Annotated in this window: 14 protein-coding genes and 4 tRNA genes; 10 read left to right on the forward strand and 8 right to left on the reverse strand. The window is 64.6% G+C overall.

All coding sequences use genetic code 11. From position 1 onward, the window contains the following. Positions 1-239: 239 nt before the first annotated feature. From CAG41_RS15490 to CAG41_RS15500, 3 genes are all read right to left on the reverse strand, one after another. Positions 240-1,511 (reverse strand): OmpP1/FadL family transporter, encoded by a 1,272-nt coding sequence (locus CAG41_RS15490; protein ID WP_085577710.1) that lies wholly within the window; start codon positions 1,509-1,511, stop codon positions 240-242. A gap of 146 nt (positions 1,512-1,657) precedes the next feature. Next, positions 1,658-2,140 carry a hypothetical protein gene (locus CAG41_RS15495; protein ID WP_085577709.1) on the reverse strand — a complete coding sequence of 161 codons (483 nt, stop codon included), beginning with the start codon at positions 2,138-2,140 and terminating at the stop codon, positions 1,658-1,660. Between the two features lie 281 nt (positions 2,141-2,421). Next, on the reverse strand, positions 2,422-2,643 hold the full coding sequence (locus CAG41_RS15500; protein ID WP_085577708.1) for a hypothetical protein: 222 nt from the start codon (positions 2,641-2,643) through the stop codon (positions 2,422-2,424). Between the two features lie 959 nt (positions 2,644-3,602). Between CAG41_RS15500 and CAG41_RS15510 the strand changes: the two genes are divergently transcribed. Both CAG41_RS15510 and rmuC read left to right on the forward strand, forming a co-directional pair. Then, a complete protein-coding gene (locus CAG41_RS15510; protein WP_085577707.1) occupies positions 3,603-3,926 on the forward strand; it encodes a hypothetical protein in 324 nt (107 codons plus the stop codon). 175 nt (positions 3,927-4,101) lie between these two features. Then, positions 4,102-5,466, forward strand: coding sequence for a DNA recombination protein RmuC (gene rmuC, locus CAG41_RS15515; protein WP_170930046.1), 1,365 nt, complete (start codon positions 4,102-4,104; stop codon positions 5,464-5,466). Between the two features lie 151 nt (positions 5,467-5,617). On the opposite strand, the gene CAG41_RS15520 is transcribed toward rmuC, so the two are convergent. Beyond that, positions 5,618-9,088, reverse strand: a complete 3,471-nt coding sequence (locus CAG41_RS15520; protein WP_085577705.1) for a hybrid sensor histidine kinase/response regulator — start codon at positions 9,086-9,088, stop codon at positions 5,618-5,620. A gap of 267 nt (positions 9,089-9,355) precedes the next feature. Continuing rightward, entirely contained in the window at positions 9,356-9,898 is a 543-nt protein-coding gene (locus CAG41_RS15525) for a TetR/AcrR family transcriptional regulator (protein ID WP_085577704.1), read from the reverse strand. Positions 9,899-9,989: 91 nt separating this feature from the next. Here CAG41_RS15525 and CAG41_RS15530 point away from each other — a divergent pair, with 91 nt between their 5' ends. The 4 genes from CAG41_RS15530 to CAG41_RS15545 all read left to right on the forward strand — a co-directional run bounded on the left by CAG41_RS15530 (position 9,990) and on the right by CAG41_RS15545 (position 14,784). Then, positions 9,990-11,177 (forward strand): MFS transporter, encoded by a 1,188-nt coding sequence (locus CAG41_RS15530; protein WP_085577703.1) that lies wholly within the window; start codon positions 9,990-9,992, stop codon positions 11,175-11,177. A 52-nt stretch (positions 11,178-11,229) separates the two neighbouring features. Beyond that, entirely contained in the window at positions 11,230-11,541 is a 312-nt protein-coding gene (locus CAG41_RS15535) for a cupin domain-containing protein (RefSeq protein ID WP_085577702.1), read from the forward strand. Positions 11,542-11,646: 105 nt separating this feature from the next. Next, positions 11,647-12,798 carry a TDT family transporter gene (locus CAG41_RS15540; protein WP_085577701.1) on the forward strand — a complete coding sequence of 384 codons (1,152 nt, stop codon included), beginning with the start codon at positions 11,647-11,649 and terminating at the stop codon, positions 12,796-12,798. 108 nt (positions 12,799-12,906) lie between these two features. Next, entirely contained in the window at positions 12,907-14,784 is a 1,878-nt protein-coding gene (locus tag CAG41_RS15545) for an MFS transporter (protein ID WP_085577700.1), read from the forward strand. A gap of 38 nt (positions 14,785-14,822) precedes the next feature. Here CAG41_RS15545 and sugE read toward each other — a convergent pair whose 3' ends face one another. The 3 genes from sugE to rdgC all read right to left on the reverse strand — a co-directional run bounded on the left by sugE (position 14,823) and on the right by rdgC (position 17,286). After that, positions 14,823-15,137, reverse strand: a complete 315-nt coding sequence (sugE, locus tag CAG41_RS15550; protein WP_085577699.1) for a quaternary ammonium compound efflux SMR transporter SugE — start codon at positions 15,135-15,137, stop codon at positions 14,823-14,825. Positions 15,138-15,255: 118 nt separating this feature from the next. Then, a complete protein-coding gene (locus CAG41_RS15555) occupies positions 15,256-16,218 on the reverse strand; it encodes a bile acid:sodium symporter family protein (protein WP_085577698.1) in 963 nt (320 codons plus the stop codon). Positions 16,219-16,365: 147 nt separating this feature from the next. After that, positions 16,366-17,286 (reverse strand): recombination-associated protein RdgC, encoded by a 921-nt coding sequence (gene rdgC, locus CAG41_RS15560; protein WP_085631205.1) that lies wholly within the window; start codon positions 17,284-17,286, stop codon positions 16,366-16,368. Positions 17,287-17,445: 159 nt separating this feature from the next. Between rdgC and CAG41_RS15565 the strand changes: the two genes are divergently transcribed. From CAG41_RS15565 to CAG41_RS15580, 4 genes are all read left to right on the forward strand, one after another. Further along, positions 17,446-17,521 (forward strand) — tRNA-Val (locus CAG41_RS15565). A gap of 19 nt (positions 17,522-17,540) precedes the next feature. Beyond that, a tRNA-Asp gene (locus CAG41_RS15570) sits at positions 17,541-17,617 on the forward strand. Positions 17,618-17,812: 195 nt separating this feature from the next. Then, positions 17,813-17,888 (forward strand) — tRNA-Val (locus CAG41_RS15575). Positions 17,889-17,907: 19 nt separating this feature from the next. Next, positions 17,908-17,984: transfer RNA gene (locus CAG41_RS15580), tRNA-Asp, on the forward strand. Positions 17,985-18,106 lie beyond the last annotated feature (122 nt).

Here is an 18,106-nt window from a genome sequence, read left to right on the forward strand (position 1 = left end):
GGCGAAATCTCCCACGGGTCTGTACTGCGTCAACAGTCAGAATCCAGCCTAGTCCCTCCTCCTCCCTTCAAGTACCAGCATACAAGCCAGCCTGCTGGCGATGGCGGTCGGTCGCGGATCGAGGCCGGATCCACCGCCTCCAGCGCGAGCAGGCCAAACATCGCAGGCATGAAAAAGCCCCGCGTCCACAGGACAGCGGGGCTTTTTTGTGGGCGAGGGGTGAGCCTCGCCGCAGGCCATCAGAAGCGGTAGGTCGCGCCGATGCCGAAGCCGTTGGCCGAGTTGTCGTACTTGGAGCTGTAGGACTGGCCACGGTCGTTGCTGTTGTTGATCTTGACGGTCTCTTCCTTCAGGTAGGAGTACGCGACGTCGATGGTCAGGTCGTCGGTCGGGCTCCAGCCGGCGCCGATGCTGAAGATGGTCCGGTCGCCGGTCGGGATGCGTGGCGAACGGTCGACGTTGTTGGTCGGCGACTGGTCGAAGGTCAAGCCGGTGCGCAGCACCCATTCCTTGTTCAGTTGGTACGAAGTACCGATGGCGTAGGCCCAGGTGTCGTGCCAGTTCTGCTCTTCGGTGATTTCGCCGAACTGGCCGGCCAGCAGCGGCTGCACGCCGGAGTTCTTGACGGTGATCTTCTCCAGCTGGCTCCAGCGGGTCCAGGTGGTGCCGGCGTAGACGTTCCACTGATCGTTGATCGCCTGGGTGACCGAGAGGTCGGCGGACTCAGGGGTGGTGATCTTCAGCGAAGCGTCGTACTTCTGGCTGGCGCCCAGGCCGATTGCGCCCAGCACGCCGTAGTTGACCTTGGTGTCGCCTTCGAGCTTGTAGTCGACCTTGGAGTGGTAGGTCAGGCCGACGCGGGTGCTGTCGGTGGCCTGCACCAGCACGCCGATGTTGTAGCCCAGCGCGGTGTCGTCGCCCTTGATCTTGACCTTGCCGTCCGGCGCAGCCTGGGTGATCGACAGGTTGGATTCCAGCGAGCCGTCGATGCGGTTGATGGTCGGGCCGAAACCGATCGACACCTTGTCGTTGAAGGCGTAGCTGACGGTCGGCTGCAGGGTGATGACCTTCACTTCCGACTTGCTGCCGAAGTAGCGGCCGGCGAAGCCGTTTTCGTAGTCGGTGATCAGGCCGAACGGCACGTACATGCCGAGGCCGAAGGCCCAATGCTCGTCGATCGGCTTGACGTAGTAGCCCATAGGTACGGAGGTGAAGGGCACCATGTCGCCTTTGTTGCTCCCGCTGTTCGGGCTGGAGCTGCCGTGGCTGATGTCGGTCGAGGCGTCGAGGAACGCAACGCCGCCGGTGACCTGTTCGCGCTTGATGCGCGACATGCCGGCAGGGTTGCCGTAAACGGTGCTTGCGTCGTCGGCAGAAGAAGATCGCCCGGCGTACCCAGTCCCCATCCCGCTGATGCTGTGTTCGTTGATGGCGAAGCCACTTGCGAAAAGCTGGGTGGATGCCAAGGAAACGGCAAGGCTAAGGGTGGTTTTGAGCATGACTTTTTTCATTATTAGAACTCCTGGTGATCACCGGGGCGAAAATTACCAACATTTTCGTCCGGGCGCCAGAGCCCGTATACCTTGAGTTAGAGCGGTTTTGTAGGACAATCCGACCAGATTGGCGTCGTGATGGACGATCTTCCGGAACCGGCGGGTCAGCAAGCGACTTGATTCAGCGGTGAAACACAGGCCTGCCAGGCGCAGGTGAAATCCCGCAGGCGACCCTGGGGCTGGAAGGTCTGGCGCCAGATGCGCGCCATGCCCAGCAGGTCGTCCGGGTCGGGGAGGGTAGGGTTCTGTTCTTCCACCAGCAGCCAGGCGATGGCGGTGGCATAGCGCAGGTTGACGGTCAGTTCCAGGTGCGGCCCGCTGAGGAAGGCATGCTGGCTGGCCAGGCCGCGCACCAGGCTGGCGCGTTCCGGATCCAGCGCCAGGTAATGATCCCAGAGGGCCTGGTGACGGTGCTCGGCGATCCGGTAGAGCCCGTGGCCCCGGCGGTCATGCAGGGCGGAGCCGAGGGCGGACTGGCTGGCGGCGATGCCCAGCAGCAGGGATTCGGCGGTGGCGCAGTGGCGTCCCAGGTAGATCAGCGTGGGACGGATCACGAAACGGCACAGTTCGCTTGCGGCGATACCCATAAAGCCCTCGGATCGTTGGAGTGGCGGCGGGCCTGACCGGGTGCTTGGCAGCTGTGGAACGAATCAGGCCCGCCGGAAGCGGTTCATGCCGCTTGAGTTGAAGTGTAGTGTCATATTCAGGGCGTAAAGGCCTGTTTTTACAATATTTCCGAACGGCCGTTATAACCGTTATGCCGGATCGGACTTAACCGGTTCGGCCCCATCGGGAAACATCGGGCAATAAAAAGCCCCGCGTTATCGGCGGGGCCTTGGCTTTTGCGGCGTTGCGGAGTTGCGGCCGTTCAGGCGGTCAGTGCCTGGCGGGTGCGGTCGATCACGGCCTGCAGCGGTTCGGCGCTGGAGTATTGATCGGGGTACAGACGCTCGCTGTGGCGGGCGATCCCGTGTTCGTTGACCAGGGTGAAACTGAAGCAGCCTTTGCGGGCGGCCAGGATCAGGCAGTTCATCGGTGCAAAAGCGTTGGTGAGGGTGCGAATGGCATCCTGAGTCTGGATATGAGACATGTTATGGGTGTTCCTGCATATGACACGGATCAGATCCGTGCAACGTTAAAACGTTCCAGTAACGACGACCGCCATCGGTCGAACGAAGAACCCGGCTGGAACAAGGCAGCCAGTTTGAAGCGCTATAAGGTTTGGCGCGCTCGGGCTGGCAGGTAGGTACTTAGGAGGACAGGCAACACAGCAAGGGCAGAGGTCCATGGCCCAGGGTGAAGATCCTGATCAATCTGCAGGTTGGTTCGGTCAGAGTAACGCTGTGTCGCGACACGCTTGGCCTTCGTTCGAGGCTGTGCCGGCGCAGGATTTACCTGGAAACCATCGAGGGGTCGATCCTGTTTTTTCGGTGGAGGCTTCTTTGGGAGAAGGCTGACCGCGAGGATGTGTTCGACCGGAATTGACTTTCAGCTTGGTACTAACGGCGCGGATGCTAACCGAACCGGTCGCGCAATGCAAACCGAAAGACACAAAAAAGTCCTTGCGCAGGTCAGCCAGCGCCCATTCCGGAAAGGCTCGCCCCGAAATCGCCCGCCTTCCGACCGGCGGTCGCGCAAAGGCGTCGCGCGAACGAGCGGGCCAGAGCGGTCGCGAAGGCCCGACTGCCGAAACGACCCGAAACGGCGCATCCATATAACCGCCCAACCGGTACTTGTGCACATTAGTTGCGCAGACTGTCACCGCGCTGTCACAACGATCCTGACCCCGGTGGCTGCCTGCGTCGAAAGTTTAAGTCAATGAAAAACATCGCTTTTTTTTGCTGGTGAAAAAATCGTCAGTTTGACTGCGAGCCCCGTTCCACAAGGCTTTGCGGGGGTTGGAGGGCGGTTGTCCACTGAGTTATCCACAGCTTCTGTGGATTGTCCCTAGCGCTTGCTCTAGCACGGGCGTGCCGGGATTTTTTCGGCTTTACCTGTGCGAAAAAAAGAGTAGAGTGGCGCGCCTTCCGATTCGTCCCACAGTGCTTTATGAAGTTTCGCTCAGTATCAGACGCCGTTCCTTCCCCATCTCCCCGTGTCACCGCTCCCAAGCGATTTTCCGTCCGTGTGGCCGAATGGCTGCTGGACAGCCCGCGCCTGAGCGACAGCCGCAACGCCAAGCACCTGGCCGGCCGCTTGCTCAAGCAGCCGGCGCGCGAAGGGGTGGTGGCCGCGCAGAGCCGGCTCGGCCAGTTGATGTGCCGCGAGTGCGGCAATGCCCGGGACCGTCGCATCGGCCAGGACCTGTTGCGCCAGGCTGCCCGCGCCGGGGATCGCCGCGCGCAGCGCGAGCTTGGCTTGCTCGAAGACTGAGCTGTCCAAGACCGGACGCCTTGGTTAACCTTCAGGCTTTATCTGATCGGCGGGAATGACGATGGCGATGGACGTGACCAGCCTGCTGCTGGGCCTTGCGGGCGCAGGCCTGCCGCTGCTGGCGCTGGCCTGGCGGCTGCAGCGCCGGGCCAGTATCGGTCAGGCGGATATCGCGCTGCTCGAGGAACGGTTGGCGATGGCGCAGATGGCCCAGGACGGCCTCAACGCGCAGCTCGATGCCTGCCGTGACGAAATCGTCGACCTCGGCCAGGCCAACACCGCCAAGCAGGTGGAACTGGCCGCGCTGCGCCGGGAAGTCGAACTGTTGCAGATCGACCGCGACGACGCTCGTGACGCCGCCCATGCCTGGAACCTCGAACGCGCCGGCAAGGACGCCGAGCTGCGCCGCCTGGACGCCCAGGCCGCCTCGCTGGGCGCCGAGCTGCGCGAACAGCAGGACAGCCACCAGCAACGCCTCAATGACCTGCAGGGTTCCCGCGACGAGCTGCGGGCGCAGTTCGCCGAACTGGCGGGCAAGATCTTCGATGAGCGCGAGCAGCGCTTCGCCGAAACCAGCCAGCAGCGCCTGGGCCAGCTGCTCGATCCTTTGAAGGAGCGCATCCAGTCCTTTGAGAAGCGCGTCGAGGAAAGCTATCAGGCCGAGGCCCGCGAGCGTTTCTCGCTGGCCAAGGAACTGGAGCGGCTGCAGCAGTTGAACCTGCGCCTGAGCGACGAAGCCACCAACCTGACCCGCGCCCTCAAGGGCCAGAAGACCCAGGGCAACTGGGGCGAGCTGATCCTGGAGCGGGTGCTGGAGCACGCGGGGCTGGAGAAGGGCCGCGAGTACCAGACCCAGGTCAACCTCAAGGGCCCCGACGGTGAACGGTTCCAGCCAGACGTGATCATCTACCTGCCGGGCGACAAGCAGGTGGTGGTCGACTCCAAGGTCAGCCTGACCGCCTATCAGCAGTCCGTCGCCGCCGACGATGAGGGCCTGCGCCAGGCCGCCATGAAACAGCACGTCCTGTCCCTGCGCAGCCATGTCAAAGGCCTGGCCGGCAAGGACTACAAGCGTCTGGAGGGCCTGCACAGCCTCGATTTCGTTTTGCTGTTCGTGCCGATCGAAGCGGCGTTCTCCGCTGCGTTGCAGGCCGAGCCTACGCTGTTCCAGGAGGCCTTCGACCGCAACATCGTGATCGTCAGCCCGACCACGCTGCTGGCCACCCTGCGGGTGATCGACAGCCTGTGGAAGCAGGAGCGCCAGAGCCAGAACGCCCGGGAAATCGCCGAGCGCGCCGGGTGGCTGTACGACAAGTTCGTGCTGTTCATCCAGGACCTGGACGAGGTCGGCAACCGCCTGCAGCAACTGGACAAGGCCTACAGCGCCGCGCGCAACAAACTGACCGAGGGCCGGGGCAACCTGGTCAGCCGCAGCGAACAGCTCAAGCTGCTCGGCGCCCGGGCAAGCAAGAGCCTGCCGGCGGACCTGCTGGAACGCGCCATGACCGACGCGGACGGCCTGGTCGAATTGCCGGAGTAGGCCCACAGGCCTTCGCCGCCGCCATCGCTGGCAAGCCAGCTCCCACAGGGATTAGGGGTGTGCAGGAACCCTGCGGCCACCCGCGGTCCCTTGTGGGAGCCAGCCTGCTGGCGATGGCGTCCGTACTGCCGCCACCTAACCCGGCTGACCGCTACAGCGGCAGGTACCGACTCAACAACGCCCGCAGCGCCGCCGGCTTCACCGGTTTGGCCAGGTAATCCAGTCCCGCCGCATGCACCTGCGCCACCGTCTCCGGATGGCCGTCGGCGCTGATCACCACGCCGGGCACCGGTTCGCCCAGGTTCGTGCGCAGCCACGCCATCAGGTCGGTGCCGGTGTCGCCGTGATCCAAGTGGTAATCCACCAACGCCAATTGCGGGCGGATGCCCTCGCGCAGCAGCGCTGCGCACTCATCGCGGTTGCGCGCCGTCCACACCTGGCAGCCCCAGCGGGTCAGCAGGCTGTTCATGCCGATCAGGATGCTGTCCTCGTTGTCGATGCACAGCACCTGCGCGCCGCCGAGCGGCTTGCCGTTGAGCTCGGGCACGACGCCCGGTTGCGCCGCTTGCGTGCGGGCCAGCGGCACGCTGACGCTGAACACGCTGCCGCGTCCAGGCCAGGAGCGCACGCGCAGCGTGTGGCCGAGCACCCGGCACAGGCCGTCGGCGATCGCCAGGCCCAGGCCCAGGCCCTTTTCGGCGCGGGTCTGGTGGCTGTCGAGGCGCTTGAATTCCTCGAAGATCACTTGCTGCTTGTCCAGCGGAATGCCCGGCCCGCGGTCCCACACCTCCAGGCATACTTCGTCCGCCTGGCGGCGCACGCCCAGCAGCACCGGGCCCTTGGCGTAGCGGAAAGCGTTGGTGAGGAAGTTCTGCAGGATCCGCCGCAGCAGCTTGCTGTCGCTGTCGATGCGCAGGCGGCTGCCGCGCACGCGGAAATTCAGGCCTTGTTCCTGGGCCAGCGCCTTGAACTCGGCGCCGAGGGTGTCGAACAGTTCGTTGACCGCAAACGGCTTGCGGTCCGGATTGATCTTGCCGTTCTCCAGGCGGGAAATGTCCAGCAGGTCGCTGATCAGGTCCTCGGCCGAGCGCAAGGAGCTGTCCAGGTGCTGCACCAGTTTCTGCGCCTCCGGGCTCAGGCCGTCGTCCTGGTGGGAGAGGGCGGCGGAGAACAGCCGTGCGGCGTTCAGCGGCTGCATCAGGTCGTGGCTGACGGCGGCCAGGAAACGGGTTTTCGACTGGTTGGCCGCCTCGGCGGTGCCCTTGGCTTCGGTCAGCGCCACGTTGAGCTGCGACAGCTCCTGGGTGCGCTCGCTGACCCGCTGCTCCAGCCATTCGTTGGATTTGGTCAGGGACTGTTCGGCTTCGCGGAACGCGGTGATGTCGGTGAAACTCATCACGAACCCGCCACCGGGCATCGGGTTGCCGATCAGTTCGATCACCCGGCCGTTGGGGAACAGGCGCTCGGAGGTGTGGGCGCGGCCCTGGCGCATCCAGTGCAGGCGCCGGGCGACGTGGACTTCCGCCTCGCCTGGGCCGCACAGGCCGCGCTCGGCGTTGTAGCGGATGATGTCGGCGATCGGCCGGCCGACGCTGATCAGCCCGTCCGGGTAGTTGAACAGTTCAAGGTAGCGACGGTTCCAGGCCACCAGTTTCAGGGACTGGTCGACCACGCTGATGCCCTGGGTGATGTTCTCGATGGCGCCTTGCAGCAGCGCACGGTTGAACTGCAGGACTTCAGAGGCTTCGTCGGCGATACGCACGACGTCCTCCAACTGCATCTCCCGGCCTTCGATGGCCGCCTTCACCACCGCCCGGGTCGATGAGGCGCCCAGCACACCGGCCAGCAGGCGCTCGGTGTGGGCGATCCATTCGCCGTCGGCGTTCTGGTTCGGGTTGAAGCCCTTGCCCTGGCGATAGGCGAAACGGATGAAGCTCTGCCGCGCCCGCTCTTCGCCGACGAACCGCGCCGCCAGTTTCAAGAGGTCGTCGATCTGCACCGCCAGCATCGAGCGGGCGCTCTGCCGTGCGCTGATTTCCTGGCCGATGAAGCGTCCGGCCTGCCAGTGTTCCGACACCCGCGTGCGGGACAGCACCGAGACCCAGGCGAACAGGGTGAAGTTGCCCGCCAGCGACAGCACCACGCCTTGGGTGAGCGGGGTGATCGGCAGGTTCAGCGGGTTGCTGGCCAGCCATGCAAGGCCCGGAAAGCTGTCCAGCGACCAGCCCAGGCTGCGGGCGGCGATGGGCAGGATCAAGGTGTAGAACCACAGGAATGTGCCGGCGGCGAGGCCGGCGAACACGCCGCGGCGGTTGGCCTGCTTCCAGTACAGCGCGCCGAGCATGGCCGGGGCCAGTTGGGTGACGGCGGCGAAGGCGATCTGGCCGATGGTGGCCAGGCTCGCGGTGGAGCCGAGCAAGCGGTAGCTGACGTAGGCCAGCAGCAGGATCGCCACGATGCTGACCCGCCGCACCGACAGCATCCATTGGCGGAACACTTCGAACGGCCGCTCGGCGTTATTGCGGCGCAGCAGCCAGGGCAGCAGCATGTCGTTGGAGACCATGGTCGACAGCGCGACGCTGGCGACGATCACCATGCCGGTGGCCGCCGACGCGCCGCCGATGAACGCCAGCAGCGCCAGCGCCGGGTGCGCCTCGGCCAGCGGAAGGCTGATGACGAACGAGTCGGGAATGACCGAGTTCGGCAGCATCATCTGACCGGCCAGGGCGATCGGCACCACAAACAGCGCCGCCAGGGCGAGGTAGGCGGGAAACACCCATTTGGCCAGGCGCAGGTCCTGCGGGTCGATGTTCTCCACCACCGTGACGTGGAACTGCCGGGGCAGGCAGATGATCGCCATCATCGCCACGCCGGTCTGCACCACCATCGACGGCCAGTTGATGGTTTCCTTCCAGTATTCCTCCAGGCGCGGGGCGAGCATGGCCTGGTTGAACAGGTCGTCGAAGCCGTCGTACAGGCCGAACGTGACGAACGCGCCCACCGCCAGGAACGCGAACAGCTTGACCAGCGACTCGAACGCGATCGCCAGCACCATGCCGCGGTGGTGCTCGGTGGCGTCGAGGTTGCGCGTGCCGAACACGATGGTGAACAGCGCCAGCACCAGCGACACGATCAGCGCGGTGTCCTGGGCGCGGGTGCCCATGGCGTCGGCACCGGCGCCGATCAGCAGGTTGACGCCCAGCACGATGCCTTTGAGTTGCAGGGCGATGTAGGGGAGGACGCCGACCAGACAGATCAGCGCCACGACCACCGCCAGGGATTGGGATTTGCCGTAGCGGGCGGCGATGAAGTCGGCGATGGAGGTGATGTTCTCCTGTTTGCTGATCATCACCATTTTTTGCAGCACCCACGGGGCGCCCAGCAACAGCAGGATCGGCCCCAGGTAGATCGGCAGGAACGACCACAGCTGTTCGGCGGCCTGGCCGACCGCGCCGAAGAACGTCCAGCTGGTGCAATAGACCGCCAGCGACAGGCTGTACACCCAGGCCCGCATCCGCGGCGGCAGCGGCGCGCTGCGGCGGTCGCCGTAGAACGCGATGGCGAACATGATGGCCATATAGGCCAGGGCGACGATGGCAATCAGCCCGGTGGACAACGACATGAGCACTCCCGACAGAACACGCCCGGACCTGTGCCCGGTCAGACAGTCTGGCACGAGTGCCGCGGTTAGTCAGTGTCGACCAAGGTCGTGGCGCGGCGGGGTGTCGCAGGCGGGGAACCGGGCGGTTCTGCGGTGAGCGCATCGACACGTGCGCGCCGCATTTCAATGTGGGAGCGAGCCTGCTCGCGATGGCGGCGGCCCATCCGGCATCGATGTGTCAGGCAGGCCGTCATCGCCGGCAGGCTGGCTCCCACAGATTCTGCGGTGTCAGTCCTGGCGCAGCGCGATGTCGATCAGCCGGTGCAGTGCTTCCACTTCCAGCGGCTGGGCCGCGAACAGGATGCGGAACACCGTCGGCGACACCACCAGGTTGATCAGGTGATCCACCGAGGGCGGCGAGTCGTCCGGATAGCGGTCGACGATGGTCTGCAACTGGTCGGCGATGATCGCGATGCAGAACCCCGGCGTGGCGCTGGCCTGCACGTCGCGCATGACGTTGCGCCCCGGCTCGGAGCTCATCTCGTCCAGATACTGCTCGGCCCACGCGCGGAGGTCGCCGCGCAGGCTGCCGGTGTCCAGCGGATCGCTTTCGGGGCGCAGGCGGGCGAGGGCGACGTCGGCCAGCAGGGCCGCCAGGTCGCCCCAGCGCCGGTAGATGGTGGAGGGCGTGACCCCGGCCCGCGCAGCGATCTGCGGGACGGTCACGGTGGAGCGCTCCTGTTCCTGGAGGAGCGCGCGCACGGCGCAGTGGATCGATTCCTGCACCCGGGCGCTTCGGCCGCCGGGGCGGCTGCTTTCTTTGATAGGCATGGCGGCGACCTTAACACAAAGAATTTGCTTTAAGCGAAAACCGGGCGCACACTCCGCAAAAGCAAAAAATTAGCTTTTAAGGAGCGTGCCCATGACCAGCCCTGTTTCGAACCGTTCCAGCCTGTGGTTTCTGGCGATCACCCTGCTCAGTTTTCTCGCCGCTTCCACGGCGCCGACGCCGCTGTACCACCTGTACCAGGATCACCTGCACTTCTCGGCGGCGGTGCTGACCCTGATCTTCGGCGTTTACGCCTTGAGCCTGCTGGCGGCGCTGCTGACCGTCGGCTCGCTGTCGGACCACCTGGGGCGCAAACCGGTGATCTTCGCCGCCGCCGTGCTCAACGCCCTGGCGATGCTGGCGTTCATCTATGCCGACAGCGTGGCCTGGCTGATCGGTGCGCGGGTCTTGCAAGGCTTCGCCACGGGCATGGCCACGGCGGTGTTGAGCGCCACGTTGCTGGACACCGACCGCGTGCAGGGGCCGCTGATCAACAGCGTGGCGCCGTTGCTGGGCATGGCGGCAGGCGCCATGGGCTGCGGCGTGCTGGTGGAGTTCGCCCCGGCGCCGTTGCAGCTGACCTACTGGCTGCTGCTGGCGCTGTTTGTGTTGCAGGCCGCGTACGTCTGGCGCCTGCCTGAGAGCGTCACCCCGCAGGCCGGGGCCTGGGCTTCGTTGCGGCCGACCCTGCATGTGCCGGTCCAGGCCCGGTCGACCTTGTGGCGGGTGCTGCCGCTGAACACCGCCACCTGGGCGCTGGGCGGCTTCTACGCCTCCTTGGCCCCGTCGCTGGTGCGCACGGCGACCGGTTCCACCTCCAACCTGATCGGCGGGGCAACCGTGGCCGCGTTGACCGTGACCGGCGCCCTGATGATCTTCACCCTGCGCAACCGGCCCGCAGGCCGGGCGCTGCAGCTGGGCGCCAGCCTGTTGCCGAGCGGTGTGGTGCTGATGCTGCTGGGGGTGCACAGCGCCAGCCTGTCGCTGTTCTTCTTCGGTACGTTGGTGGCCGGCTGCGGATTCGGCGCAGGTTTCCTCGGCGCAGTGCGCAGCCTGGTGCCGCTGGCGTTGCCCCACGAGCGGGCCGGGCTGATGTCGTCCTTTTATGTGCTCAGCTATTTGGCGTTCTGCCTGCCGGCGCTGTTGGCGGGGCACTTCACCCGCAGCCTGGGCCTGCTGGCCACCACCGACGGTTACGGCGCGGTGCTGATCGTGCTGGCGGTGGGCGCGCTGCTGGTCAGCTTCCGTCCCCAGGCGGTGAAGGCGTGCGGCGTTCCATAAGCGCGGCGGATTCGGTTAGCCTTGGCCGGCCACTTCTCTCACGGAACGACCCATGAAGATCATCCGCAGCAAGGCGTTCACCGCCGAACGCGCCTGGGGCGCCCTGGACATCGCCAGCATGAACGGCATCACCACGCGCCTGCACTGGACGGATCAGCCCTACAAATGGCACGTCAACGATGGCGAGGAAGTGTTCGTGGTGCTCGATGGCCGCGTGCAGATGCGCTACCGCGAACAGGGCCAGGAGCAGCAGGTGCTGCTGGAGGCGGGCGACATTTTCTACGCCTCGGTCGGCACCGAGCATGTCGCCCATCCTCAGGGCGAAGCGCGGATTCTGGTGATCGAAACGGAAGGCAGCGTCTGATTGCTTATCTGTATAACAGATAAAAGATAGAGAAATTACCCGTTATATAGATATTCGATCCGGATCTATCATGGTTCCAACCTCACCAGAGGACAGGAGTTCATGATGACTTGCCCCAACACCGCCAAACCCGGCATCAAACCCTTCAGCCACCTGCAGCACCCGCGTGAGGCGATCCGCCAGTTCACCCCGAACTGGTTCGCCGCCACCATGGGCACCGGCGTGCTCGCCCTGGCGCTGGCGCAACTGCCGGTGTCCGTTCCCGGCCTGCACGCCGTGGCCGAAGGGCTGTGGCTGTTCAACATCCTGTTGTTCACCTTGTTTACCGTTGCCTACGCCGCGCGCTGGGTGCTGTTCTTCGACGAGGCACGGCGGATCTTCGGGCACTCCACGGTTTCGATGTTCTTCGGCACGATTCCCATGGGGCTGGCGACGATCATCAACGGTTTCCTGGCGTTCGGCCTGCCGCGCTGGGGCGAGGGGGTGATCCACCTGGCCGAGGCGCTGTGGTGGCTGGACGTGGCGATGTCGCTGGCCTGCGGTGTGCTGATCCCGTACATGATGTTCACCCGCCAGGAACACAGTATCGATCAGATGACCGCCGTCTGGCTGCTGCCGGTGGTGGCGGCGGAAGTGGCGGCGGCCAGCGGCGGCCTGCTCGCGCCGCATCTGGCCGACGCCCACGCGCAACTGGTGGTGCTGGCGACGAGCTACGTGCTGTGGGCGTTTTCCCTGCCGGTGGCGTTCAGCATCCTCACCATCCTGCTGCTGCGCATGGCTTTGCACAAACTGCCCCACGAAAGCATGGCGGCGTCGAGCTGGCTCGCCCTCGGTCCGATCGGCACCGGCGCTTTGGGCATGCTGCTGTTGGGCGGCGATGCGCCGGCGATCTTCGCCGCCAACGGCCTGCCGGGCGTCGGCGAGGTCGCCTCGGGGCTGGGCTTGGTGGCCGGCATCACCCTATGGGGCTTCGGCCTGTGGTGGATGCTGATGGCGCTGCTGATCACCGTGCGTTACCTGCGCGACGGCATCCCGTTCAACCTCGGCTGGTGGGGTTTCACCTTCCCGCTGGGTGTGTACTCGCTGGCGACCCTGAAACTGGCCGGCACGCTGCACCTGGGCTTTTTCAGCGTGGCGGGCTGCCTGCTGGTGGCGCTGCTGGCGGTGATGTGGCTGATCGTCGGCAAACGCACCCTGCAGGGCGCCTGGCGCGGCGAGCTGTTCGTGTCGCCCTGCATTGCAGGTTTGAAGAAATGACCGGCAAAGTTTAGGTAAGGTGTGGCCTGGATCGCGGTTCGAGACTCCAATAACCGTATCCAGGCCGTTCTCTACCTACTCCCTACAAAAAAACAGGTCACACGGAAGATGAGTCACCCCTCACAGTTCAACCTGCTGCGAACCCGGCGCTTCCTGCCGTTCTTCATCACCCAGTCGTTGGGGGCCTTCAACGACAACGTGTTCAAGCAATCGCTGATCCTGGCGATCCTCTATCGGCTCACCATCGAAGGCGACCGCTCGATCTGGGTCAACCTGTGCGCGCTGCTGTTCATCCTGCCGTTTTTCCTGTTTTCGGCGCTGGCCGGGCAGTTCGGGGAGAAGTTCGCCAAGGATTCGCTGATCCGTCTGATCAAACTCGCGGAAATCGCCATCATGGCTGTGGGATCGGTCGGCTTCCTGTTCGATCACCTGTCGCTGATGCTGGTGGCGCTGTTTGCCATGGGCACCCACTCGGCGCTGTTCGGGCCGGTGAAGTACTCGATCCTGCCCCAGGCCCTGCACGAGGACGAGCTGGTGGGCGGCAACGGCCTGGTGGAGATGGGCACGTTCCTGGCGATCCTGGCCGGCACCATCGGCGCCGGGATCATGATGTCGTCGGCGCACTATGCGCCGGTGGTGTCGGCCGCGATCGTCGGCATCGCCGTGCTGGGCTATCTGGCCAGCCGCAGCATCCCCAGGGCGGCGGCCGCCGACCCGCAGCTGCGCCTGAACTGGAACATCTTCAGCCAGTCCTGGGCCACCCTCAAGCTGGGGCTGGGCCAGACGCCGGCGGTGTCGCGCTCCATCGTCGGCAACTCGTGGTTCTGGTTCGTCGGGGCGATCTACCTGACGCAGATCCCGGCCTACGCCAAGGAGTGGATGCACGGCGACGAAACCGTGGTGACCCTGATCCTCACGGTGTTCTCGGTCGGCATCGCCGTCGGTTCGATGCTGTGCGAGCGGCTTTCCGGGCGCAAGGTCGAGATCGGCCTGGTGCCGTTCGGCTCGTTCGGGCTGACCGTGTTCGGCCTGCTGCTGTGGTGGCACTCCGGCGGGATCCCGGACAGCGCGAGCGGGCACAGCTGGACCCAAGTGCTCGGCTTCGGCCACGCCTGGGCCGTGCTGATCGACATCCTCGGCCTCGGCATCTTCGGCGGTTTCTACATCGTGCCGCTGTACGCACTGATCCAGTCGCGCACCGCCGAGAACGAGCGGGCGCGAGTGATCGCCGCCAACAACATCCTCAATGCGCTGTTCATGGTGATTTCGGCCATCGTGTCCATCGTCCTGCTGAGCCTGGTGAAACTGTCGATCCCGCAGCTGTTTCTGGCGGTGTCGCTGCTGAACATCGGCGTCAACGCCTACATCTTCAAGATCGTGCCCGAGTTCAGCATGCGTTTCATGATCTGGCTGCTCAGCCACTCCATGTACCGCGTCGAGCACCGCAACCTTGAAGCGATCCCCGATGAAGGCGCGGCGCTGCTGGTGTGCAACCACGTGTCGTTCGTCGATGCCTTGCTGATCGGAGGCGCGGTGCGTCGGCCGATTCGCTTCGTCATGTACTACAAGATCTACAACCTGCCGGTGCTGAACTTCATCTTCCGCACGGCGGGGGCGATTCCCATCGCCGGCCGCCAGGAAGACATCCAGATCTACGAAAAGGCCTTCACCCGCATCGCCCGGTATCTGAAGGACGGTGAGCTGGTGTGCATCTTCCCGGAAGGCAAGCTGACGGCGGACGGCGAAATCAACGAGTTCAAGGGCGGGCTGACGCGGATTCTCGAAGAGACGCCGGTGCCGGTGATCCCGATGGCGTTGCAGGGGCTGTGGGGGAGTTTCTTCAGCCGGGATCCGGACAAAGGGTTCTTCCACCGTTTGTGGTCGCGGGTGACGCTGGTGGCGGGGGCGCCGGTGGCCGTGGAGGCGGCGCAGCCGGCGCAGTTGCAGGCGTTGGTCGGGGAGTTGCGCGGGACGGTCAGGAAGTGACGCCCGCGCCCGTCATGCGCCGGGAAGGGGCCAGTGCTTTAAGCGCTGGCCTTGAGCCCGATCAGCCCGGCCACGATCAGCGCAACGCTGATCAGGCGCACCAAGGCCATCGACTCGCCGAACAGGATGATGCCCGCGATCACCGTGCCCACGGCGCCGACCCCGGTCCAGATCGCATAGGCCGTGCCCAGCGGCAGTTCCTTCATCGCAAGGCCGAGCAGGCCCAGGCTGATGGCCATGGCGGCGACGGTGAGGGCGGTGGGGAGCGGGCGGCTGAAGCCGTCGGTGTACTTCAGGCCGACGGCCCAGCCGACCTCGAACAGGCCGGCGAAAAACAGAATGATCCAGGACATGCGGGACCTCCATCGATTGACGGGGTCGTCCCCAGAATGATGACTCGTGCGAGCCGCAGGGTCGTCCCTGCGTTGGGCGCTATAGTGCCCAGCATCGACGGGGGGATCAAGTTCGCGCTCAGTCGGGCTGCTGAACGAGTGTCTCGCGCCCGTCCTTCTCGTCCATCCGCCGGAACCAGGTGGCCAGCAGCGCCCCGGAAATGTTGTGCCACACACTGAACAACGCGCTCGGCACCGCCGCCAGCGGCGAGAAGTGCGCGCTGGCCAGGGCGGCGCCGAGGCCGGAGTTCTGCATGCCGACCTCCAGCGCCAGCGATTTGCGCTGGGCCAGCGGCAGGTTGAACAGGCGCCCGGTGAAGTAGCCCAGCAGGTAACCGAAGCTGTTGTGCAGCATCACCACCGCCATGATCAGCAGGCCGGATTCGGCGATCTTCGCCTGGCTGGCGGCCACCACCGCGGCCACGATGACCACGATGCTCACCACCGACACCAGCGGCAGCACCTCCACCGCATGACGGACCTTGTTGCCCAGCAGGCGTTGGGCAACCACGCCCAGCACAATCGGCAGCAGCACCACCTGCAGGATCGACCAGAACAGCTCCATGAACGACACCGGCAGCCAGGCCGACGCCAGCAGCCAGATCAGGGCCGGGGTCAGCAGCGGGGCGAGGAGGGTGGTCACGGCGGCGATGGCCACCGACAGCGCCAGGTCGCCGCGGGCCAGCCAGGTCATCACGTTGGAGGCCGTGCCGCTCGGGCAGCAGCCCACCAGGATCACGCCGACGGCGATTTCCGGCGGCAGGCGGAACACCTGGCACAGCAGCCACGCCATGCCTGGCATGATCACGAAATGCGCCACCACGCCCAGCGCCACCCGCCACGGATGACGGGCGACGGCGGCGAAGTCGTCGAGCTTGAGGGTCAGGCCCATGCCGAACATCACCAGGCCCAGCAGCGGCACGATCGCGCCCTTGAGGCCCAGGAACCAGGCCGGCTGCAGGAAGGCGAGCACCGCGAAAGCCAGTACCCAGTAGGCGAAGGTGTTGCCGACGAAACGACTCAGTGCTGCCAGTGCGCGCATGGCCTGATCCTTATTGTTTATGTGCACCACAAAACGACTGCAGGAGCGAGCCTGCTCGCGATGGCGGACGTTCAGTCAACCCTTTCGTTGAATGTCGATCGCCGATCGCGAGCAGGCTCGCTCCTACAGGTTGTACATCGTCCGGCCTCAGATGCCCTGCGGCGTCTCTTCACCGCCCAACGCCTCGACCAGCGCCGGCAGGAAGTCGCCGAAGGTCAGCATCATCAGGGTGAAGCTGGCGTCCAGTTGGCCCAGGGCCTCGTCGCCGCCGTCCTGTTCCGCCTGATCCTGCAGCAGGTCTTCGAACTTCAGGCGCTTGACGGTCATCTTGTCGTCGAGCATGAACGACAGCTTGTCCTGCCAGGCCAGCGACAGTTGGGTGACCACCTTGCCGGTGCTCAGGTGCAGCTGGATCTCTTCGCTGGTCAGGTCCTGACGCTTGCAGCGCACGATGCCGCCGTCTTCGTGGGTGTCGCGCAGTTCGCATTCGTCGAGGACGAAGAAGTCCGGGGCGGCCTCTTGGGTGGTGACCCATTGGGTCATCACGGCGGTCGGTGCGGTTTTCACGGTCAGCGGGCGGACCGGCAGGGTGCCCAGCACTTCACGCAGGGTGGACAGCAGGTCTTCGGCGCGTTTCGGGCTGGCGGAATTGACCAGGATCAGGCCTTGCTTCGGCGCGATGGCGGCGAAGGTCGACGAGCGGCGGATGAAGGCGCGCGGCAGGAACGCCTGGATGATCTCGTCCTTGATCTGGTCGCGTTCCTTCTTATAGACCTTGCGCATCTGCGCCGCTTCGATCTCTTCGACCTTCTCCTTCACTGCGTCGCGCACGACGCTGCCCGGCAGGATGCGTTCTTCCTTGCGGGCGGCGACCAGCATGAAATCACCGCTGACGTGCACCAGCGGCGCATCCTCGCCCTTGCCGAACGGTGCGACGAAACCGTAGGTGGTCAACTCCTGGCTTGCACATGGACGCGCCAGTTTGGTGGCCAGTGCGGTTTCCAGCGCCTCGGCATCGACAGGCAGGTCTTGGGTCAGGCGATAGATAAGCAGGTTCTTGAACCACATGGGGTGAATCTCTCCTTTATACAAAGGAGGGCATTATTGTCTTCGCCGTGCCATAGGCCAACCCTTCTCTAAGCCTTTGGAAGGCCTGAAAAAATTAATTGAAAAAGTGCTTGCCAGAGGTTGGGTCGCTCCGTAGAATGCGCGCCACACCGAAGCGAAGGGTGATTAGCTCAGCTGGGAGAGCGTCTGCCTTACAAGCAGAATGTCGGCGGTTCGATCCCGTCATCACCCACCATTCGTTTCAAGTGTTTAGCGCAGCGGTAGTTCAGTCGGTTAGAATACCGGCCTGTCACGCCGGGGGTCGCGGGTTCGAGTCCCGTCCGCTGCGCCATATTCGGTAACCTGGAACACTGAACGCCAGGTCACCACGGAAAACCCGCTGAGGCGGGTTTTTTTCTGTCTCAAGTTTGTACGTTGTTCCTCGGGTTGCATCGTTTCACGGGTTTTCAGGTTTTTTTGAAAAAAACTTCAATTAAATCAACACTTTACGAAAACTTGTGGCATAATGCGCCCCGTAACGAAGCAAGGGTGATTAGCTCAGCTGGGAGAGCGTCTGCCTTACAAGCAGAATGTCGGCGGTTCGATCCCGTCATCACCCACCATTCGTTTCAAGCGTTTCGCGCAGCGGTAGTTCAGTCGGTTAGAATACCGGCCTGTCACGCCGGGGGTCGCGGGTTCGAGTCCCGTCCGCTGCGCCATATTCGGTAGCCTGGAACACTGAACGCCAGGTCACCACACGGAAAGCCCGCCTAGTGCGGGCTTTTTGCTGTCTGCGATTTACCTTTTTGCACATCCACTGTGGCGAGGGAACTCGCCACAG

Origin of the sequence: Pseudomonas sp. B35(2017) (assembly GCF_002113645.1) — a bacterium.
GTDB classification, from domain to species: domain Bacteria; phylum Pseudomonadota; class Gammaproteobacteria; order Pseudomonadales; family Pseudomonadaceae; genus Aquipseudomonas; species Aquipseudomonas ekonensis.